General features: G+C 68.1%; 14 protein-coding genes and 1 pseudogene. 9 read left to right on the top strand and 6 right to left on the bottom strand.

Annotated elements, in window-relative coordinates; translation table 11 throughout:
* Positions 1-5 precede the first annotated feature (5 nt).
* A complete protein-coding gene (locus C8258_RS29795; RefSeq protein WP_106957978.1) occupies positions 6-608 on the bottom strand; it encodes a TetR/AcrR family transcriptional regulator in 603 nt (200 codons plus the stop codon).
* A gap of 88 nt (positions 609-696) precedes the next feature.
* Here C8258_RS29795 and C8258_RS29790 point away from each other — a divergent pair.
* A pseudogene (locus tag C8258_RS29790) lies at positions 697-1038 on the top strand (DUF4345 domain-containing protein); the annotation flags it as partial.
* Between the two features lie 31 nt (positions 1039-1069).
* Here C8258_RS29790 and C8258_RS29785 read toward each other — a convergent pair.
* Together C8258_RS29785 and C8258_RS29780 are read right to left on the bottom strand one after the other, a co-directional pair.
* Positions 1070-1624: a GNAT family N-acetyltransferase gene (locus C8258_RS29785; protein WP_063010448.1), complete on the bottom strand. Its 555-nt coding sequence runs from the start codon at positions 1622-1624 to the stop codon at positions 1070-1072.
* Positions 1625-1668: 44 nt separating this feature from the next.
* On the bottom strand, positions 1669-2376 hold the full coding sequence (locus C8258_RS29780) for a hypothetical protein (RefSeq protein WP_106957977.1): 708 nt from the start codon (positions 2374-2376) through the stop codon (positions 1669-1671).
* 239 nt (positions 2377-2615) lie between these two features.
* Here C8258_RS29780 and C8258_RS29775 point away from each other — a divergent pair, with 239 nt between their 5' ends.
* The 5 genes from C8258_RS29775 (at position 2616) to C8258_RS29755 (ending at position 7530) form a co-directional block, all read left to right on the top strand.
* The gene (locus tag C8258_RS29775; RefSeq protein WP_062963626.1) at positions 2616-3320 is read left to right on the top strand and encodes a response regulator transcription factor; all 705 of its coding nucleotides are present in this window, start codon (positions 2616-2618) and stop codon (positions 3318-3320) included.
* A complete protein-coding gene (locus tag C8258_RS29770; protein WP_106957976.1) occupies positions 3298-4884 on the top strand; it encodes a cell wall metabolism sensor histidine kinase WalK in 1587 nt (528 codons plus the stop codon). Before C8258_RS29775 ends, C8258_RS29770 begins: the two co-directional genes overlap by 23 nt.
* A gap of 10 nt (positions 4885-4894) precedes the next feature.
* Entirely contained in the window at positions 4895-6817 is a 1923-nt protein-coding gene (locus tag C8258_RS29765) for a glycosyltransferase family 39 protein (RefSeq protein WP_106957975.1), read from the top strand.
* 105 nt (positions 6818-6922) lie between these two features.
* Complete coding sequence (locus tag C8258_RS29760) at positions 6923-7228, top strand: type II toxin-antitoxin system RelE/ParE family toxin (protein ID WP_233225431.1); 306 nt, start codon at positions 6923-6925, stop codon at positions 7226-7228.
* Complete coding sequence (locus C8258_RS29755) at positions 7225-7530, top strand: helix-turn-helix domain-containing protein (RefSeq protein ID WP_094027775.1); 306 nt, start codon at positions 7225-7227, stop codon at positions 7528-7530. Before C8258_RS29760 ends, C8258_RS29755 begins: the two co-directional genes overlap by 4 nt.
* An 86-nt stretch (positions 7531-7616) precedes the next feature.
* Here C8258_RS29755 and C8258_RS29750 read toward each other — a convergent pair whose 3' ends face one another.
* Positions 7617-8576: an erythromycin esterase family protein gene (locus C8258_RS29750; protein ID WP_106957973.1), complete on the bottom strand. Its 960-nt coding sequence runs from the start codon at positions 8574-8576 to the stop codon at positions 7617-7619.
* A 154-nt stretch (positions 8577-8730) separates the two neighbouring features.
* On the opposite strand from C8258_RS29750, the gene C8258_RS29745 reads away from it, so the two are divergent.
* Entirely contained in the window at positions 8731-10632 is a 1902-nt protein-coding gene (locus C8258_RS29745; RefSeq protein ID WP_106957972.1) for a glycosyltransferase family 39 protein, read from the top strand.
* A 45-nt stretch (positions 10633-10677) separates the two neighbouring features.
* On the opposite strand, the gene C8258_RS29740 is transcribed toward C8258_RS29745, so the two are convergent.
* Positions 10678-11382, bottom strand: coding sequence for a hypothetical protein (locus C8258_RS29740; RefSeq protein WP_106957971.1), 705 nt, complete (start codon positions 11380-11382; stop codon positions 10678-10680).
* 138 nt (positions 11383-11520) lie between these two features.
* Positions 11521-12150 carry a TetR/AcrR family transcriptional regulator gene (locus tag C8258_RS29735; protein ID WP_106957970.1) on the bottom strand — a complete coding sequence of 210 codons (630 nt, stop codon included), beginning with the start codon at positions 12148-12150 and terminating at the stop codon, positions 11521-11523.
* 151 nt (positions 12151-12301) lie between these two features.
* On the opposite strand from C8258_RS29735, the gene C8258_RS29730 reads away from it, so the two are divergent.
* On the top strand, positions 12302-13678 hold the full coding sequence (locus tag C8258_RS29730) for an NAD(P)/FAD-dependent oxidoreductase (RefSeq protein WP_106957998.1): 1377 nt from the start codon (positions 12302-12304) through the stop codon (positions 13676-13678).
* Entirely contained in the window at positions 13675-14616 is a 942-nt protein-coding gene (locus C8258_RS29725; protein ID WP_199195896.1) for an alpha/beta hydrolase, read from the top strand. Before C8258_RS29730 ends, C8258_RS29725 begins: the two co-directional genes overlap by 4 nt.
* Positions 14617-14641: the final 25 nt, after the last annotated feature.

The raw sequence follows: 14641 nt of genomic DNA, 5'->3' as shown, positions 1-14641 counted from the left end.
ACGCCTCAGCGTCGCGGCGGCGCGGTCAGATCGAGCTGTGCACCGGCCGTGGCGTCCAAGGTCGCCATACACATCCGCAGCACTTCGTCGCGCGAAATGCGCTGATGGGCAAGCCATTCGACGGCTACCTCGCGGATGAAGGCGATCCATCCGGTCAGCGCCGCGGCGGCCACCTCGCGCGTGTGCCCTGTGGCGCCACATGCGTCGAGGACGCGCTCGCACAGGGCGTTCAGGTCCTCGACCACCGGTCCGCGTACCGCCGGATCGGCCGCCAGAGCGGTGCGGTTGGCGATGAGAACCAGTGGCACGTGGGCGCGGTAGAAATCCAGATGCGCCACCAGGCTCCGGTAGACGGCGGTGCGCACCGGCTCCTCGGGATCGATGCGCAGTTCGGCGAGCAGTCGATCGTGCGCTCGTTTCCAGATGGCCGCGAAGAACTCCCCCTTGGTGGGGAAGTAGTGGTACATCAGGGCGCGCGAGGCGCCGGCGTGGGTGGCGATGTCCTCCATCGCGACCTCGTCGTAGGAGCGTTCGCCGAACAATCGCGCGCCCACGTCCATCAATTCGTCGCGGCGCTGCTCGGGCGTGAGGCGGCGTCGGCTCGGCATCTGCTCATCGTAGGCGTGCGGTGTTGACGCGAACCCGGGCAGCGGCCTACCGTGGAGCTTATTCAACAACCGTCTAATAGGGGTTGGCATGCGACGAGTGCTGCAGATCTGGCTACTGGTGTTCGGGCTCGTCTGTGCGGGGATCGCGCTGGCGCACTTGTTATTCGGTACCGCCAGCATCATCGGCGGCGGACCGGTGAACGCCACCGTCGATTCCGATATGCGCTTCTACGCGGTCGTGTTCGGCGCCTACGGCGTGGCCGTGGCGTGGTGTGCGCGCGATGTGGAGCGCCGAGGGCCGGCGATCAACGCGCTCGGCGCCGTCTTCTTCGCCGGCGGACTCGCCCGGATCCTGGCATGGGCGGTGAGCGGGGAACCCAATTGGTTCTATGTGCTCATGACGCCGGTGGAACTGCTGATTCCGGTCCTGAACTACTTCCTGGTGCGGGCGGTGTGCGGGCTCAGTGCGGGCCGCGGTTGTCGCCCGCGAGGCGGCCGCGCCGGATCAAGGCTCGTTTGGCGCCCGGTGCGATCGGCGGCAGCGGCGCCTCCGAATCCGGTTCCGGCTCAGCGGGATTGGGGCGGACGAACAAGGTGACCGAGGCGGCCGGACTGAATCCGCTGCGGGCCATCAACGTGGCCGAGGCGGTGTTGCTCTGCTCCACGTCGGTCACGATGCGCCGGGCTCCCCGCGCGAACAACGCCTCCGAACAGATATCCACCAGTCGCCGCGCCAGTCCGCGCCCCTGCATATCCGGTGCCACCGCGACCCATTCGAGGTATCCCCAGTCGTCCCGGAGTTCGAATTCCATGGATCCGAGGACGAATCCCACCACCCGATCCGAATCCAAGGCCACCCAGCAGGCGTTGTCCGCCGAATCGAGGTGCTCGGCCACCGACGTCAACGACCACGATGTGTAAGGCTTGACGTCGGTGTCGAACACCTCGTGCCCCAGATCCAATACCTGCCGCAAATGCCCCAGACCCATGGGCACGATCACCGCATCGCTGTCCATTCGCCCAGTTTGCCAGAGGTGTGCCAGGCGGCCGGAGTATGCAATCAGCCGTTGGGCTGATTCGGAGCGCCGTCCATTGGCGGGGCCATACCGGGGCCGCCGCCCGGGCCGGGCGCCGCACCATCCGGACCGGGACCGTTCTGCCCCGGATCGCCGCCCTGCGCCATTCCGCCGAAGCGGCTCGACCGTCCCGTGCGGCCACCCGTCCGACCGGATTCGGTGCCGCTCGTGATCGCCGTCGCGGTCGCGGTCCCGTTCGCCTCCGTACCCTGAATGCGCACGGTGTCACCGACTTTCACGTCCGAATGCTGGGTGTTGCCGGAAATCGTGTAGGTCTGGCTGAAGTTGTCGGCGCTCTCGGCGGTGATCGAGGTGTCCGAGACCGCGGTCACCGTGCCCGTCTGGGTGATCTCGGTGGTGTAGCCGCCGTTGCCGTCGGAGATCACGAACTGGCCGTGCAGGCTCGCGTCCGCCATGCCCATACCGCCGGGACCCGAGGCATTGCGCCCACCACCCCAGCTGGTCCCGGGACCGCCTGGACCGCCGTGCTCACTGCCGCCGGAATGAGTGGCCGCGTAGACGACGCCGCCCCCGGCCGCCGCGATCACCGCGGCGATGCCGACCGCGGCCAGCGACTTCTTCGTCGACCAGGTGGCGGCCGGCTGGGTCTGCGGTGCGCCCCAGGTGTGTTCCGGCTCGGCCGGAGGGTGTGGGGTGGGCCCGGCCGGCGGCTGTGAGGTGGACTCCGTCATCGCGTACTCCTTGTCGTCGAAGACGATCGCGGGCCGTCGATGCCGCGATCGCGTTGCTCGGTCAACCCTGCGGTGCGAAGCTGGGTCTGCGCTGTGGACTCGTTCGGTACTCGCTGTGGTGCGCGGGGCCCGACCGCCGCACTCACAGCCGACCCCCAGACACGGCACAGCGGACGCATAGCAGCCGTTCCCAGACTGGGGTCATGACCACCACGAACACCCCGGCCGAGCGCGTCGTGATGCGCCGCGCGGACGGCAGCCCCGTGACCGTCCTCGTCGTCGACGACGAACCGGTGCTCGCGGAAATGGTGTCGATGGCGCTGCGCTACGAGGGCTGGCAGGTCGTCACCGCTGCCGACGGGCGCACCGCGGTCACCGCCGCCCGCGAGAACCGGCCCGATGTGGTGGTTCTCGACGTGATGCTGCCCGATATGACGGGCCTCGAGGTGCTCGCGAAGCTGCGCCGTGATCTACCGTATCTGCCGGTGCTGCTGCTGACCGCGAAGGATTCGGTCGAGGACCGCATCGCCGGGCTCACCGCCGGCGGCGACGACTACGTCACCAAACCGTTCAGCATCGAGGAGGTCGTCCTGCGCCTGCGCGCGCTGCTGCGCCGCACCGGCATCACCACCGTCGACAACGACGCTCAGATCGTGGTGGGTGATCTGATGCTCGACGAGGACAGCCACGAGGTGACCCGCGCGGGCGAACCGATCACCCTGACGTCCACGGAATTCGAACTGCTGCGCTATTTCATGCGCAACCCCCGCCGCGTGCTGAGCAAGGCGCAGATCCTGGACCGGGTCTGGAGCTACGACTTCGGCGGACGCTCCAACATCGTCGAGCTCTATGTCTCCTATCTGCGCAAGAAGATCGACAGCGGACGCGAACCGATGATCCACACGCTGCGCGGCGCCGGATATGTCCTCAAACCCGCCGGCTGACGCCGTGCCGCGGACCCGCCGGTGGTGGTCGGCACGCGGCTGGTCGCTGCGCGCGCGACTGCTCGTCGGGCAATTGCTGTTGCTGGTGGTCGTGGTCGTAGGTATCGGCGCCGCAACGGAATTCGCGCTACAGCAGTTTCTCGTGCATCAGCTCGACACCGAGTTGGTCGATGTGCAGAAGCGTTCCCTCGGCGAGGCCGGTGGTGGTCCGAGTCTGGGTCCGCCGCCCGGCGCTCAGGACCACGACAACCGGCCGCCGCCGCCGAACCACGGCGGTCCGGGACCGGATTTCCTGGACCGCCGCGGCATCCAGGCCGATACCGTCGGTGCCAGTATCGACGGCACCGAGATCACCGCCGCCAAAATCGATGCCGACGGAACCCAGACGCGCCTGTCGGCGACCGCCCAGCGGCAGCTGGCCGAGGTGTCGTCGGACGGCACTCCCGTCACCGTCGACCTCGACGGGCAGGGCTCGTATCGCGTGGTCGCGAATTCGACCTGGTCGGGGGCAACGGTGGTGACCGGTATGCCGTTGACCGCGGTGCACGCCACGCTGATGCGGGTCCTGCTGATCCTGGTGGTGGTCACCGCGGTGGTGTTCGTCATCGCGATCACCGTGGGCATCTGGGTGATCCGCCGCGCACTCGCGCCGCTGGACCGGGTGGCCGCCACCGCCTCCCGGGTGGCCGATCTGCAACTCGATCGGGGCGAGGTGGAGTTGCCGGTGCGGGTTCCGGCCGACGACGCCGATCCGCGCACCGAGGTCGGACAGCTCGGCTCCGCGGTCAACCGCATGCTCGATCACATCGACAGCGCGCTGTCGGCCCGCCACGCCAGTGAGACGCGGGTGCGGCAGTTCCTCGCCGACGCCAGTCACGAACTGCGCACCCCACTGGCCGCGATCCGCGGCTACGCCGAACTGGCACAACGGAAACGGGCCGAGGTGCCCGGCGACGTCGCCAATGCGATGAGCCGGGTGGATTCGGAATCGCGGCGGATGACGGCGCTGGTCGAGGACATGTTGCTGCTGGCCCGGCTGGATTCCGGGCGTGGCCTCGAACACGAGCCGGTGGATGTGACGCGCCTGACCGTCGACGCGGTGAGCGACGCCCATATCGCGGGCCCGAACCACCGGTGGGATCTGGATCTGCCGGACGAACCGGTCGTCGTCACCGGTGATGCGGCGCGCCTGCATCAGGTGCTGGCCAATCTGCTCGCCAACGCGCGGGTGCATACCGGACCCGGCACCACGGTCACGGTCTCGCTGCAGCGCGAGGTCGGAGGAGGCGCGATCTGGCAAGTCGCCGACAACGGCCCCGGCATCCCCGCGGCGCTGCAACCGGAGGTGTTCGAGCGGTTCGCGCGCGGCGATTCCTCACGCTCGCGGCGGGCCGGAAGCAGCGGTCTGGGTTTGGCGATCGTCGCGGCGGTGGTGAAATCGCACGGCGGCACGATCAGCCTCGACAGTGCCCCGGGGCATACCGTCTTCACCGTCCGGCTGCCGGATCGGATCTCACAGCCGGCACACAGCGAAGCCCCAGGCGGCAACCACCTCGGTCGATGAGGATCGACGTATGACGACGACTGTGCTGGACACGCCTCCGGTCGCGGTGACCGAACCGCCACCGACGCGGACCGGGAGCCCGCGGTGGCGGCAGCTGTCGCTGGTGGCGCTGCTGGCGGCTACCGCGTTGCTGTACGTGTGGAATCTCGGCGCCGGTGGCTGGGCCAACGAGTTCTATGCCGCGGCCGTACAGGCCGGATCGCAGAGCTGGAAGGCGATGCTGTTCGGATCCAGCGATGCCGCCAACGCGATCACCGTGGACAAGACGCCCGGCGCGCTGTGGGTCATGGACATCTCCGCGCGCCTCTTCGGTTTCAACTCGTGGAGTCTGCTGGTGCCGCAGGCGCTGGAGGGCGTGGCCGCCGTCGCCGTGCTGTACGCGGGGGTGCGGCGGGTCGCCGGGCACTGGCCCGGCATCCTGGCCGGCGCGGTGCTGGCGCTGATGCCGGCCGCGGCGCTGATGTTCCGCTTCGACAATCCGGATGCCCTGCTCGTGCTGTTGCTGACCGCCGCCGCCTACTGCGTGCTGCGATCCATCGAAAAGGACAGTGCCGCATGGTGGTTGCCGTTGGCCGGGGTGGCCGTCGGATTCGGATTCCTGGCGAAGATGATGCAGGCGTTCATCGTGCTGCCGGTGTTCGCGGTGGTGTATCTGCTTGCGGCGCAGGTGCCGTGGAAAACCAGGGTCGTCCGCTCCGTACTGGCCGTGCTCGCGATGGTGGTGTCCGCGGGCTGGCATCTGGCCGTCGTCGCGCTGTGGCCTGCCTCCTCACGACCCTTCATCGGCGGTTCCCAGCACAACAGCGTGATCGAATTAGCGTTGGGCTACAACGGTTTCGGCCGGCTCACCGGAGACGAGGTCGGTGGTCTGGGCAATATGAACCACGACGTCGGCTGGGCGCGGTTGTTCGGCTCCGAAATGGGCGGCCAGATCTCCTGGCTGATCCCCGCGGCGCTGATCCTCGGTGCGGCCGGTCTGTGGCTCACCCGTCGCGCACCCCGCACCGACCCGACGCGCGCGGCGTTGCTGCTGTGGCTGGGCTGGCTGGTGCTCACCGGCGGGATCTTCAGCTTCGCGAGCGGCATCCTGCACCCCTATTACACGGTGGCGCTGGCCCCGGCCGTCGCCGGCAGTGTGGCGATCGGTGCCCGGCAACTATGGTTGCGGCGCAACGACCTTCGCGCGACCGCCGTACTGTCGGGAACGCTGGTGGTGACGACCGTCCTGGCCTGCATCCTGCTGGCGCGCACCGGTGAGTGGAATCCGTGGCTGCGTCCCGTCATCGCGGTGGTCGGTGTGGGCGCGGCGGCGCTGCTGCTGGTCGTCTCCCGGTTGCCGCGGACACTCGGTGCGGCGGTGGTGGCCGTCGCGCTGGCCGCCGGACTGGCGGGACCGACCGCATACGCGGTGGCGACCGCGTCGACTCCGCACACCGGGGCGATCCCGTCCGCCGGGCCGTCCAGCGGGCGCTTCGGTGGGATGCCGCCGGGTGGTGCGCCCGGTGGGCAATCCACGACGAGCGGTGCGACCGCGCATGCCGGCGGACCGATGGGCGGGCTCCTCGGCGGTATCACCGTCGGCTCGAATCTGTCTGCGGCACTGAGCGACAACGCCGACGCCTACACCTGGGTAGCGGCCGCGGTCGGCTCCAACAGCGCCGCCGCCTACCAACTGGCGACCGGCGACCCGGTCATGGCCGTCGGCGGTTTCAACGGCACCGACCCGTCCCCGACCCTCGCGCAGTTCCAGCAGTACGTGGCCCAGCACAAGATCCACTACTTCATCGGCGGTGAAGGTATGGCGGGAATGCGCGGCGCCTCCAGCGGCGGCAGCCAGGCCGCCTCCGAGATCGCCACCTGGGTAGCCGAGACCTTCACCGCCCGGACGATCGACGGAGTCACGGTCTACGACCTGACCGCACCCGCCGAGTAGGGGGCACGGTCTGGAGTAGGGATTTACCTGCCGGTATATCGCTGCAGGAATATTCCTGCAGCGATATACTTGCGGACTCTGTGGCGGATCGAGCTGTCCGAGGAAGTGGCCGAATGGTTGGCATCGCTCACCGATGCGGACTTCGCAACCGCTCAGCGGAAGCTCGATCTCCTTGCCACCGAGGGACCCATGTTGCGGATGCCGCACGCGAAGTATCTCGGCCGAAAATTGCACGAACTTCGGTTCGTGTTGGAAACCGTCAATCGCAGAATCACCTACACCTTCGATGAGGGCGAAAAGGTGATCACCCTGACAACCTTCCGTAAGCAAAGGCAGAACGAGTCTCGCGAGGTGGCGCGTGCGCGGCGTGCGCTGGAGCGCTACCGCGACAGCAAGGAGAGAGACCGATGAAGAATGTGAACTATCGAGACCTGGTCGATGATCGTCTCGGGAAGATGACTCCCGATCAGCGCGCCGAATACGACGAGGCCTACGAACGCGCCGGTCTGGCGCTGCGCTTGGCCGAACTGTTCTACGATGCCCGCGCTGCGGCAGGTTTGACACAGACGGAACTCGCGCGCCGCATGGGAACCACGCAACCGACCATCGCCCGAATCGAAGGCGGCGGCCGCATGCCCACTCTGGACATGCTCGAGCGGTTGGCCACCGCTGTCGGCCAGCGCCTCGACATCTCGCTCGGCCCTGCGGCGTAACAGGTGAGTCCGTAACCCCAGCTCGGAATGTGGCGGTCGGTCCGGCCCTGCAGGTCAGGATGGATCAGGGCACCGCCACGACCGCCTCATCCACGAGGGGACCAGAGTGGCCGAATGGACGTCACCGTTCGGTGGTGGACGACGAGGTCGAACCATTCGGCGAGGGATCCGCCCGAGAGGTGGAACGCATCATCGTTCTCCGGGTCGTACACGGGCCCGATCACGCGAGTCTTCGCGGGCTCGGTGAGCCAGGCTCGCACCGAGTCCGGGCCCGGGGTGCGTAGATCCAGCAGATAGGCGTCCGGATCGACGCGGCCGAGTACGGCTTCGGCGAAGTCGGCCGGTGGGGAGGGGAAGGTGTGCGTGGTCGAGCCGTGGTCGAATGTCAGGCCGACGGACAGATAGCCGGAGCCGAAATACTGTCGGAGATGGCCGCCCGCGCTGCGATGGGTGACCCGGTGCTCACCGAGGAGCACGTTTCGTGCGGCCGCCGCGACCGTATGCGTCGTTCCGCCCCAGTACACGATCTTGTGTCCGGTGTCCTCGTGCCAGCGAATCACATTGTCCGCCAGCATTCTTTCGATCTCGCCGAGGTCGCCGGATTCCGCTGTGACCCGGCCCTCGGGCTCCGGATGGGCGATACGAACCGGATCGTCCGGGTGCTGCCCGTTGTATCGGCGTATCCAGGCGACGACCTCGAGTATCTCCTCGGTCCGCCAGAACGATCGCGCCTCGGTCAGCAGCGCGCGTGGGTCGCCGGCCCCGGTGCGCACGTACTCGTCGAGCGCGGCGCTGGTCGCATCGTCGCCTTCCAGGACGAGGCTGCGAAATCCCGCGTGTGCCACGAGGAATCGCAGCAGCCGGTGGGCGGTGACGGACAGCTCGTGGGTGTCGCGGGTCGCGGCCCCCAGGGCGACGACGCGTGCGGCGCCGATCAGTTGACGCAGTGCCGCCGGGGCGGTGAGCGGCTGCTCGGGGTCCGATGCGGAGAGCGGACGAGCGTGCTGCTCGACCCATTGCGTCACTGTGTCGATCGAAGTGGTCATGCGACAACTCTCTTACCTCAACCATAGTTGAGGTCAAGGATGTCGTCTCACAGTCCGCGCATAGCTTCGGCAAAGAGCCGGCCCACCTCGGGGCGCGATCCTCGATGCAACGGCCGCGGCAGACAGCCCGGCGAGCGAGGCGGAGGAGAACCGTATGACGATCACAGAGGCGCCGCGTCGGCAGGCCGAGCCGACCGGATCGCCACCGCAGACCGCGAAATGGGGAACTCTCCTGTCGGGCCCATCCGACCAGCCGCGATGGGCGCGGCCCGGATTGCTGGTGCTGCTCGTCGCGACCGCGTTCCTGTACCTGTGGGGTCTGAGTGCGTCCGGATGGGCCAACGACTTCTATGCCGCCGCCGTGCAGGCGGGCACGCAGAGCTGGAAGGCGCTGCTGTTCGGATCGCTCGACTCCGGTAACGCCATCACCGTCGACAAACCACCCGCCGCGCTGTGGGTGATGGGATTGTCCGGGCGGCTGCTCGGATTCAGTTCCTTCTCGCTGCTGCTGCCGCAGGCGCTGATGGGTGTGGCGTCGGTCGGGCTGGTGTACGGGGCGGTGCGGCGCTGGAGCGGTCCGGCGGCCGGGCTGATCGCGGGTGCGGCGCTCGCGCTGACCCCCGTCGCGGCGCTGATGTTCCGCTTCGACAACCCGGACGCCCTGCTGGTGCTGCTGCTCGTCGCGGCGGCCTATTGCACCGTCCGCGCCACCGAGAAGGGCAGTGGCCGCTGGCTGGCGGCGGCCGGGGTGGCGGTCGGTTTCGGCTTCCTCACCAAGATGATGCAGGCATTCCTGGTGCTGCCCGCGCTGGGCCTGGTGTTCCTCGTCGCCGCGCCGATCGCACTGCGCGCCCGGATTCTGAAACTCCTGGGAGCCGTTGTCGCGCTGATAATTTCGGGCGGCTGGTTCGTCGCACTGGTGAGCTTGTGGCCGGCCGATTCGCGCCCCTACATCGGCGGCTCCACCGACAACAGCCTGCTCGAACTCGCCCTGGGCTACAACGGCCTCGGTCGTGTGATGGGTGGCGAAGGCAACGGCGGTGGCCCCGGTGGGGGCGGCAATACCGGATTCGGTGGCAGCACCGGCATCACCCGCCTGTTCGGTGACTCGATGGGCACCGAGATCTCGTGGCTGCTCCCGGCGGCGCTGATCGGGCTGGTGGCCGGCCTGTGGTTCACCCGGCGCACACCCCGCACCGGACGCGTCCGCGCGAGCCTGCTCCTCTGGGGCGGCTGGCTGCTGGTCACCGGCGTGGTCTTCAGCTTCATGCAGGGCACCATTCACCCCTACTACACCGTGGCCCTGGCGCCGGCGATCGCCGCGCTGGTCGGCATCGCCGTGGTGGAGCTGTGGCGTGGACGTGAATTCCGTTCGGCACGTGCGGCATTGGGTCTGATGCCGGCGGCGACCGGCGTGTGGAACTTCGTCCTGCTGGATCGCACACCCGACTGGTATCCGGCGCTTCGCTGGATCGTGCTGGTCGGTTCGATCGTGGTCGCGGCGATCCTCATCGCCGGCGCGCACGCCCTCGGCACGATGACCGTGGTGGTCGCCGCGGCCGGACTGCTGTTCGGCTTCGCCGGCACCACCGCCTACGCCCTGGAAACCGCGGCGACCCCCCACAGCGGGTCGATTCCGACCTCCGGGCCCAGCAGCGGCCACGGCATGGGTGGGTTCGGCGGCACGCCTCCCGGCGGAGGCAACTCCGACAACACCGCCCTGCAGGAACTGCTCAAGAGTGCGACCAACCGCTGGGCGGCCGCCACGGTCGGCTCCCAATCCGCGGGCAGCCTCGAATTGTCCACCGGCACATCGATCATGGCGATCGGCGGCTTCACCGGCAGCGACAACTCGCCCACGCTGGCCCAATTCCAGCAGTACGTGAACAACGGTGACATCCACTACTTCTTCGCGGGCGGCGGACCCGGTGGCGGCGGTGGTCCGGGTGGTGGCTCCGGCAGCGCGAGCGAGATCACCAGCTGGGTCGAATCCCATTACACCGCAATAACAGTGGGCGGCACGACGGTCTACGACCTGACCCAGCCCGCCAGCTGACGACGAAATCGGGCCCCGCGATCGATCGCGGGGCCCGATTCGCGTTCAGTTGCTCTCGCTGTCGTGGGTGTGCTGTTCGTAGGGCTGGTTCATGGTGTGCTGGAACTTGATTGCGGAGGCGATGCCGACGGGGACGCCGAGGAGCGCGGCGCCGAGGATGGCGCCCATACCGCCCAGGACGCCCGCTCCGGCCAGGCAGCCGGCGATGAGGGTGAGTCCGGCGGCGTCGAGGACGGGCGCGCCGAATACCGCGCCCGCTACGGCGCCGACTCCGCAGCCGACCGCCAGGCCGATGAGACCACCGGTCATCGTTCCGACGCTGGTAGCCAGACCGAACTCGTTGATAGCGGCCTGAATCGCCGCATCGAAACGCTCGGTCTGCGGATCGCCGTCGATGTTCTCGAGGTGCAGTTCCGGCGTCGCCGCGCGTGCCGCTGCCCGCACCTCTGGTGCGGCGTGGACGGCGGTCAGTGCCTTCGGCTCGGTCGGGAAGGCGGTTACGCCGGCGACCGTGGCGCCGGAGGCGTCGCGCACCTGGAATTGCCCGCCCGCCGCGACGAGCGTGGCCGTGCCGGTCTCGATCACCACGGACTGATCCGCGGTGGAGCTGGTGTACTGCACGCCCGGCATGATCTCGGTGCTCAGGACGTGATCTGCCGCCGTGGGCGCGGCCGATGCGATGGCCGAACCGGCGCCCAGGGCTCCCACCACCGTCATCGCGGTGACGGTCATGCGGGTGATCTTGTTCATCTGATCTCTGTTCCGTTCTGTGTTCTGCGCAGCGCTCGATGGAGCGAGATCAGACACTAACGGAAATGATTTCCATTTTCCATTCGGCGGTATGAGCCGAATGGCGTGAAGTGGGCGCGACAGCGCCGGCGGCCCTGGTCAGGTCGTACGGCGGCTCCGCTGAGAAGTACCGGCGGGGGCGTGGCGCAGAGCGGGCAGCAGGTAGGTGTCCAGGTGATGCGACACCGCGGCGGGATCGTCGGGGTCGATGGTGTCGCCGGGAACGGTGCCGAGGCTGATCAGGATCCGGGCCACCCACTCGGCGACTTCGCCCAGGTCGTGGCCGGGGTGTACTTCGCCGCGCTCGGCGGCGCGGTCGATGTAGGGGCGCCAGAACGCGGCCAGCGCGGGGACGAGGGCGGTGACGCCGGCGCCGGCGCACGCCGCGAACTCCTCGGGTTCGGAGGAGCGCAGGCGCATGAGCAGCGCGCCCGGGTCGTCGTAGGCGCCGCGGCCGATGCGCACGCCGATGGTGAGTTGTTCGGCGAAGGTATCGATGCGGTCGAGTTCGGCGCGCGCGTCGTTCCACCAGGTGTCGGTGAGCCGCACGATCGCGGCGCCGATCAGCGCGGGTTTGTCCGGGAAGTGCCGGTACAGCCAGGCGCGCGAGACGCCCGCCTCCTCGGCCACCTCCATCATGGTGGTGGCCCGAATTCCCTTGGCGGCCAGTAACTTCTGTGTCGCTTCCAAGAGCCGATCGACCACCGTCGTGGTTGTCGTCTCGCTCATCCGCCGCCCCTTTCGCCGCACACCCGCACCGGTCCGCTGTCGACCGGTTTCGGGAAAACCCTAGCAATGTGTGGACAGATCTGAGAATGTGTCTACTAGTAGACACTATCAAGAATCTGTCTACACGCCCCACGGCGTGAAAGGAGTGGTGATGTATCAACCGCGTACCGCGGTCATCGGCGCCGGAATCAGCGGTCTGACCGCCGGCAAGATGCTCGGCGACTACGGGGTGCCGTATGTGTGCTTCGAATCCTCGGATCGAGTCGGCGGCAACTGGGCCTTCGGCAATCCGAACGGGCACAGCAGCGCATATCGCTCCCTGCACATCGACACCTCGAAACATCAGCTGTCGTTCCGCGACTTCCCGATGCCAGAGGAATTCCCGGACTTCCCGCACCACACCCAGATCAAGCAGTATCTCGATGATTACTGCGCCGCCTTCGATCTCTACCGTTCCATCGAATTCGGCAACGGTGTGGAACACGCGCGGCGCCTGCCGGGTGGCGGCTGGGAGTTGCGCACCCAGCGAAACGAGGTGCGCCACTTCGATTTCCTGGTCGTCGCCAACGGCCATCACTGGGATCCGCGCTATCCGCAATTCCCGGGCGAATTCACCGGCCGCACCATGCACGCCCACCACTACATCGACCCGCGCACCCCGATGGACTTCTCCGATCAGCGCATCCTGGTGGTCGGACTGGGTAACAGTGCCGCCGATATCGCGGTGGAGCTGTCGTCGAAGGCGCTGGGCAACAAGCTGACGCTGTCCACCCGCTCCGGCGCCTGGATCGTGCCGAAATACATCGCCGGTAAGCCGGCCGACAAGTATTACCGCACCAGCCCGTACATCCCGTTCTCCTGGCAGCGCAAGGTCGCGCAGTGGGGACAGCCGCTGACGGCGGGGCGGCCGGAGAATTACGGCCTGCCCAAGCCGAATCACAAATTTTTCGAGGCGCATCCGACCCAGTCGGTGGAACTGCCGCTGCGGCTGGGTTCGGGCGATGTGATCCCGAAACCGAATATCGACCGATTCGACGGCGCCACCGTGCATTTCGCGGACGGCACCGCCGACGATTTCGACATCATCATCTACGCCACCGGCTACAACATCACCTTCCCGTTCTTCGACCCGGAGTTCATCAGCGCTCCGGGCAACAAGATCGATCTGTACAAGCGGATGTTCCTGCCCGGAATCGAGGATCTGGCCTTCGCCGGATTCGCCCAGTCCACTCCGACTCTGTTCCCGTTCGTCGAATGTCAGGCGCGGTTGATCGGAGCGTACGCGGTGGGCCGCTACCGGTTGCCGTCCGCGGACGAGATGCGGCGGGTGATCGTCGCCGAACAGCAGCACTACACCGGCCATATGGTGCCCAGCGCCCGGCACACCCAGCAGGTGGACTACTTCCTCTACGAACACGATATGCGGGCGCGCGAGATTCCGGCCGGCGCCGAGCGGGCGCGGCTGTCGGGGCCACCGCCGTGGGCGCGAGTGGCGGAGGCGGACCGACCGGTAGGAGTGGCGCAGTGACGACGTATCGGCAGATCGACTTCACCTCCGGCGGAACTACCTGTGACGCGTGGTTTTTCGAGGGCGCGGCGGACGGCCCGTTCGACGGTCCCGAGGGCCGCCCGGTCGTGGTGATGGCACACGGATTCGGTGGGACGAAGGATTCCGGGCTGGAACCGTTCGCGCAGCGCCTCGCCGCCGCCGGACTCGCCGTCTTCGCCTTCGACTACCGGGGTTTCGGCGCCTCCGCCGGTGAACCGCGGCAGCGGGTCTCGATGGCCGCGCAGGCCGAGGACTACCGCGCCGCACTGTCCGCGGCCGCACGACAGCCCGGTGTGGATCCGAATCGTCTGGTGGCATGGGGCATCTCACTGTCCGGTGGCCATGCCCTCACCGTCTCCGCGGATCGCTCCGACATCTGCGCGGTGGTGGCTCTGGTGCCGCTGGTGAACGGATTGGCCGCGGGCCGAGTCGCTTTCGCGCAGGTCGGCGCGGCGGCGCTCGCGAAATCCACGGTGTCGAGTGTGCGCAGCGCTCTGGCCGGCCGCTTCGGTGGCAATCGGGTGATGATGCCGCTGGTCGGCAGGCCCGGCGAACATGCCGCCCTGACCGCCGACGGCTATTACGAGAGCTATACCGCACTGGCCGGTCCTACCTGGCGCAACGAGGTCGACGCGGCGATCGGGCTGGAACTGGGCAACTACCGCGCCGATCGGCGAGCCGCGCGCATCACCGCGCGGGTGCTGATGCAGATCGCCGACTTCGACCGGGCCGCGCCGGCCCATGCGGCGGCCAAGGCCGCCTTCGCCGCACGTGCCGAGGTGCGCCACTATCCGTGCGACCACTTCGACATCTTCGCCGGCAACGACTGGTTCGAACCCGCCGTCGACCATCAGGTGCACTTCCTGACCCGCCATCTCGCCGCGCAGCGCGCGACCACCCGGGAGGCGCGGCGATGAGCACACCCGGCGACGCGGCGAACCT

Origin of the sequence: Nocardia sp. MDA0666 (genome assembly GCF_003023875.1) — a bacterium.
GTDB lineage: Bacteria > Actinomycetota > Actinomycetes > Mycobacteriales > Mycobacteriaceae > Nocardia > Nocardia aobensis.
Note: the sequence above shows the minus strand (reverse complement) of the source record. Positions and strands in the feature narration are given on the sequence as shown.

Bases quoted from the DNA above. Each gene is read 5' to 3' on its own strand.
- C8258_RS29795 (WP_106957978.1), bottom strand. From the start codon at position 608: ATGCCGAGCCGACGCCGCCTCACGCCCGAGCAGCGCCGCGACGAATTG.
- C8258_RS29785 (WP_063010448.1), bottom strand. From the start codon at position 1,624: ATGGACAGCGATGCGGTGATCGTGCCCATGGGTCTGGGGCATTTGCGG.
- C8258_RS29780 (WP_106957977.1), bottom strand. From the start codon at position 2,376: ATGACGGAGTCCACCTCACAGCCGCCGGCCGGGCCCACCCCACACCCT.
- C8258_RS29775 (WP_062963626.1), top strand. From the start codon at position 2,616: ATGCGCCGCGCGGACGGCAGCCCCGTGACCGTCCTCGTCGTCGACGAC.
- C8258_RS29770 (WP_106957976.1), top strand. From the start codon at position 3,298: ATGTCCTCAAACCCGCCGGCTGACGCCGTGCCGCGGACCCGCCGGTGG.
- C8258_RS29765 (WP_106957975.1), top strand. From the start codon at position 4,895: ATGACGACGACTGTGCTGGACACGCCTCCGGTCGCGGTGACCGAACCG.
- C8258_RS29755 (WP_094027775.1), top strand. From the start codon at position 7,225: ATGAAGAATGTGAACTATCGAGACCTGGTCGATGATCGTCTCGGGAAG.
- C8258_RS29750 (WP_106957973.1), bottom strand. From the start codon at position 8,576: ATGACCACTTCGATCGACACAGTGACGCAATGGGTCGAGCAGCACGCT.
- C8258_RS29745 (WP_106957972.1), top strand. From the start codon at position 8,731: ATGACGATCACAGAGGCGCCGCGTCGGCAGGCCGAGCCGACCGGATCG.
- C8258_RS29740 (WP_106957971.1), bottom strand. From the start codon at position 11,382: ATGAACAAGATCACCCGCATGACCGTCACCGCGATGACGGTGGTGGGA.
- C8258_RS29735 (WP_106957970.1), bottom strand. From the start codon at position 12,150: ATGAGCGAGACGACAACCACGACGGTGGTCGATCGGCTCTTGGAAGCG.
- C8258_RS29730 (WP_106957998.1), top strand. From the start codon at position 12,302: ATGTATCAACCGCGTACCGCGGTCATCGGCGCCGGAATCAGCGGTCTG.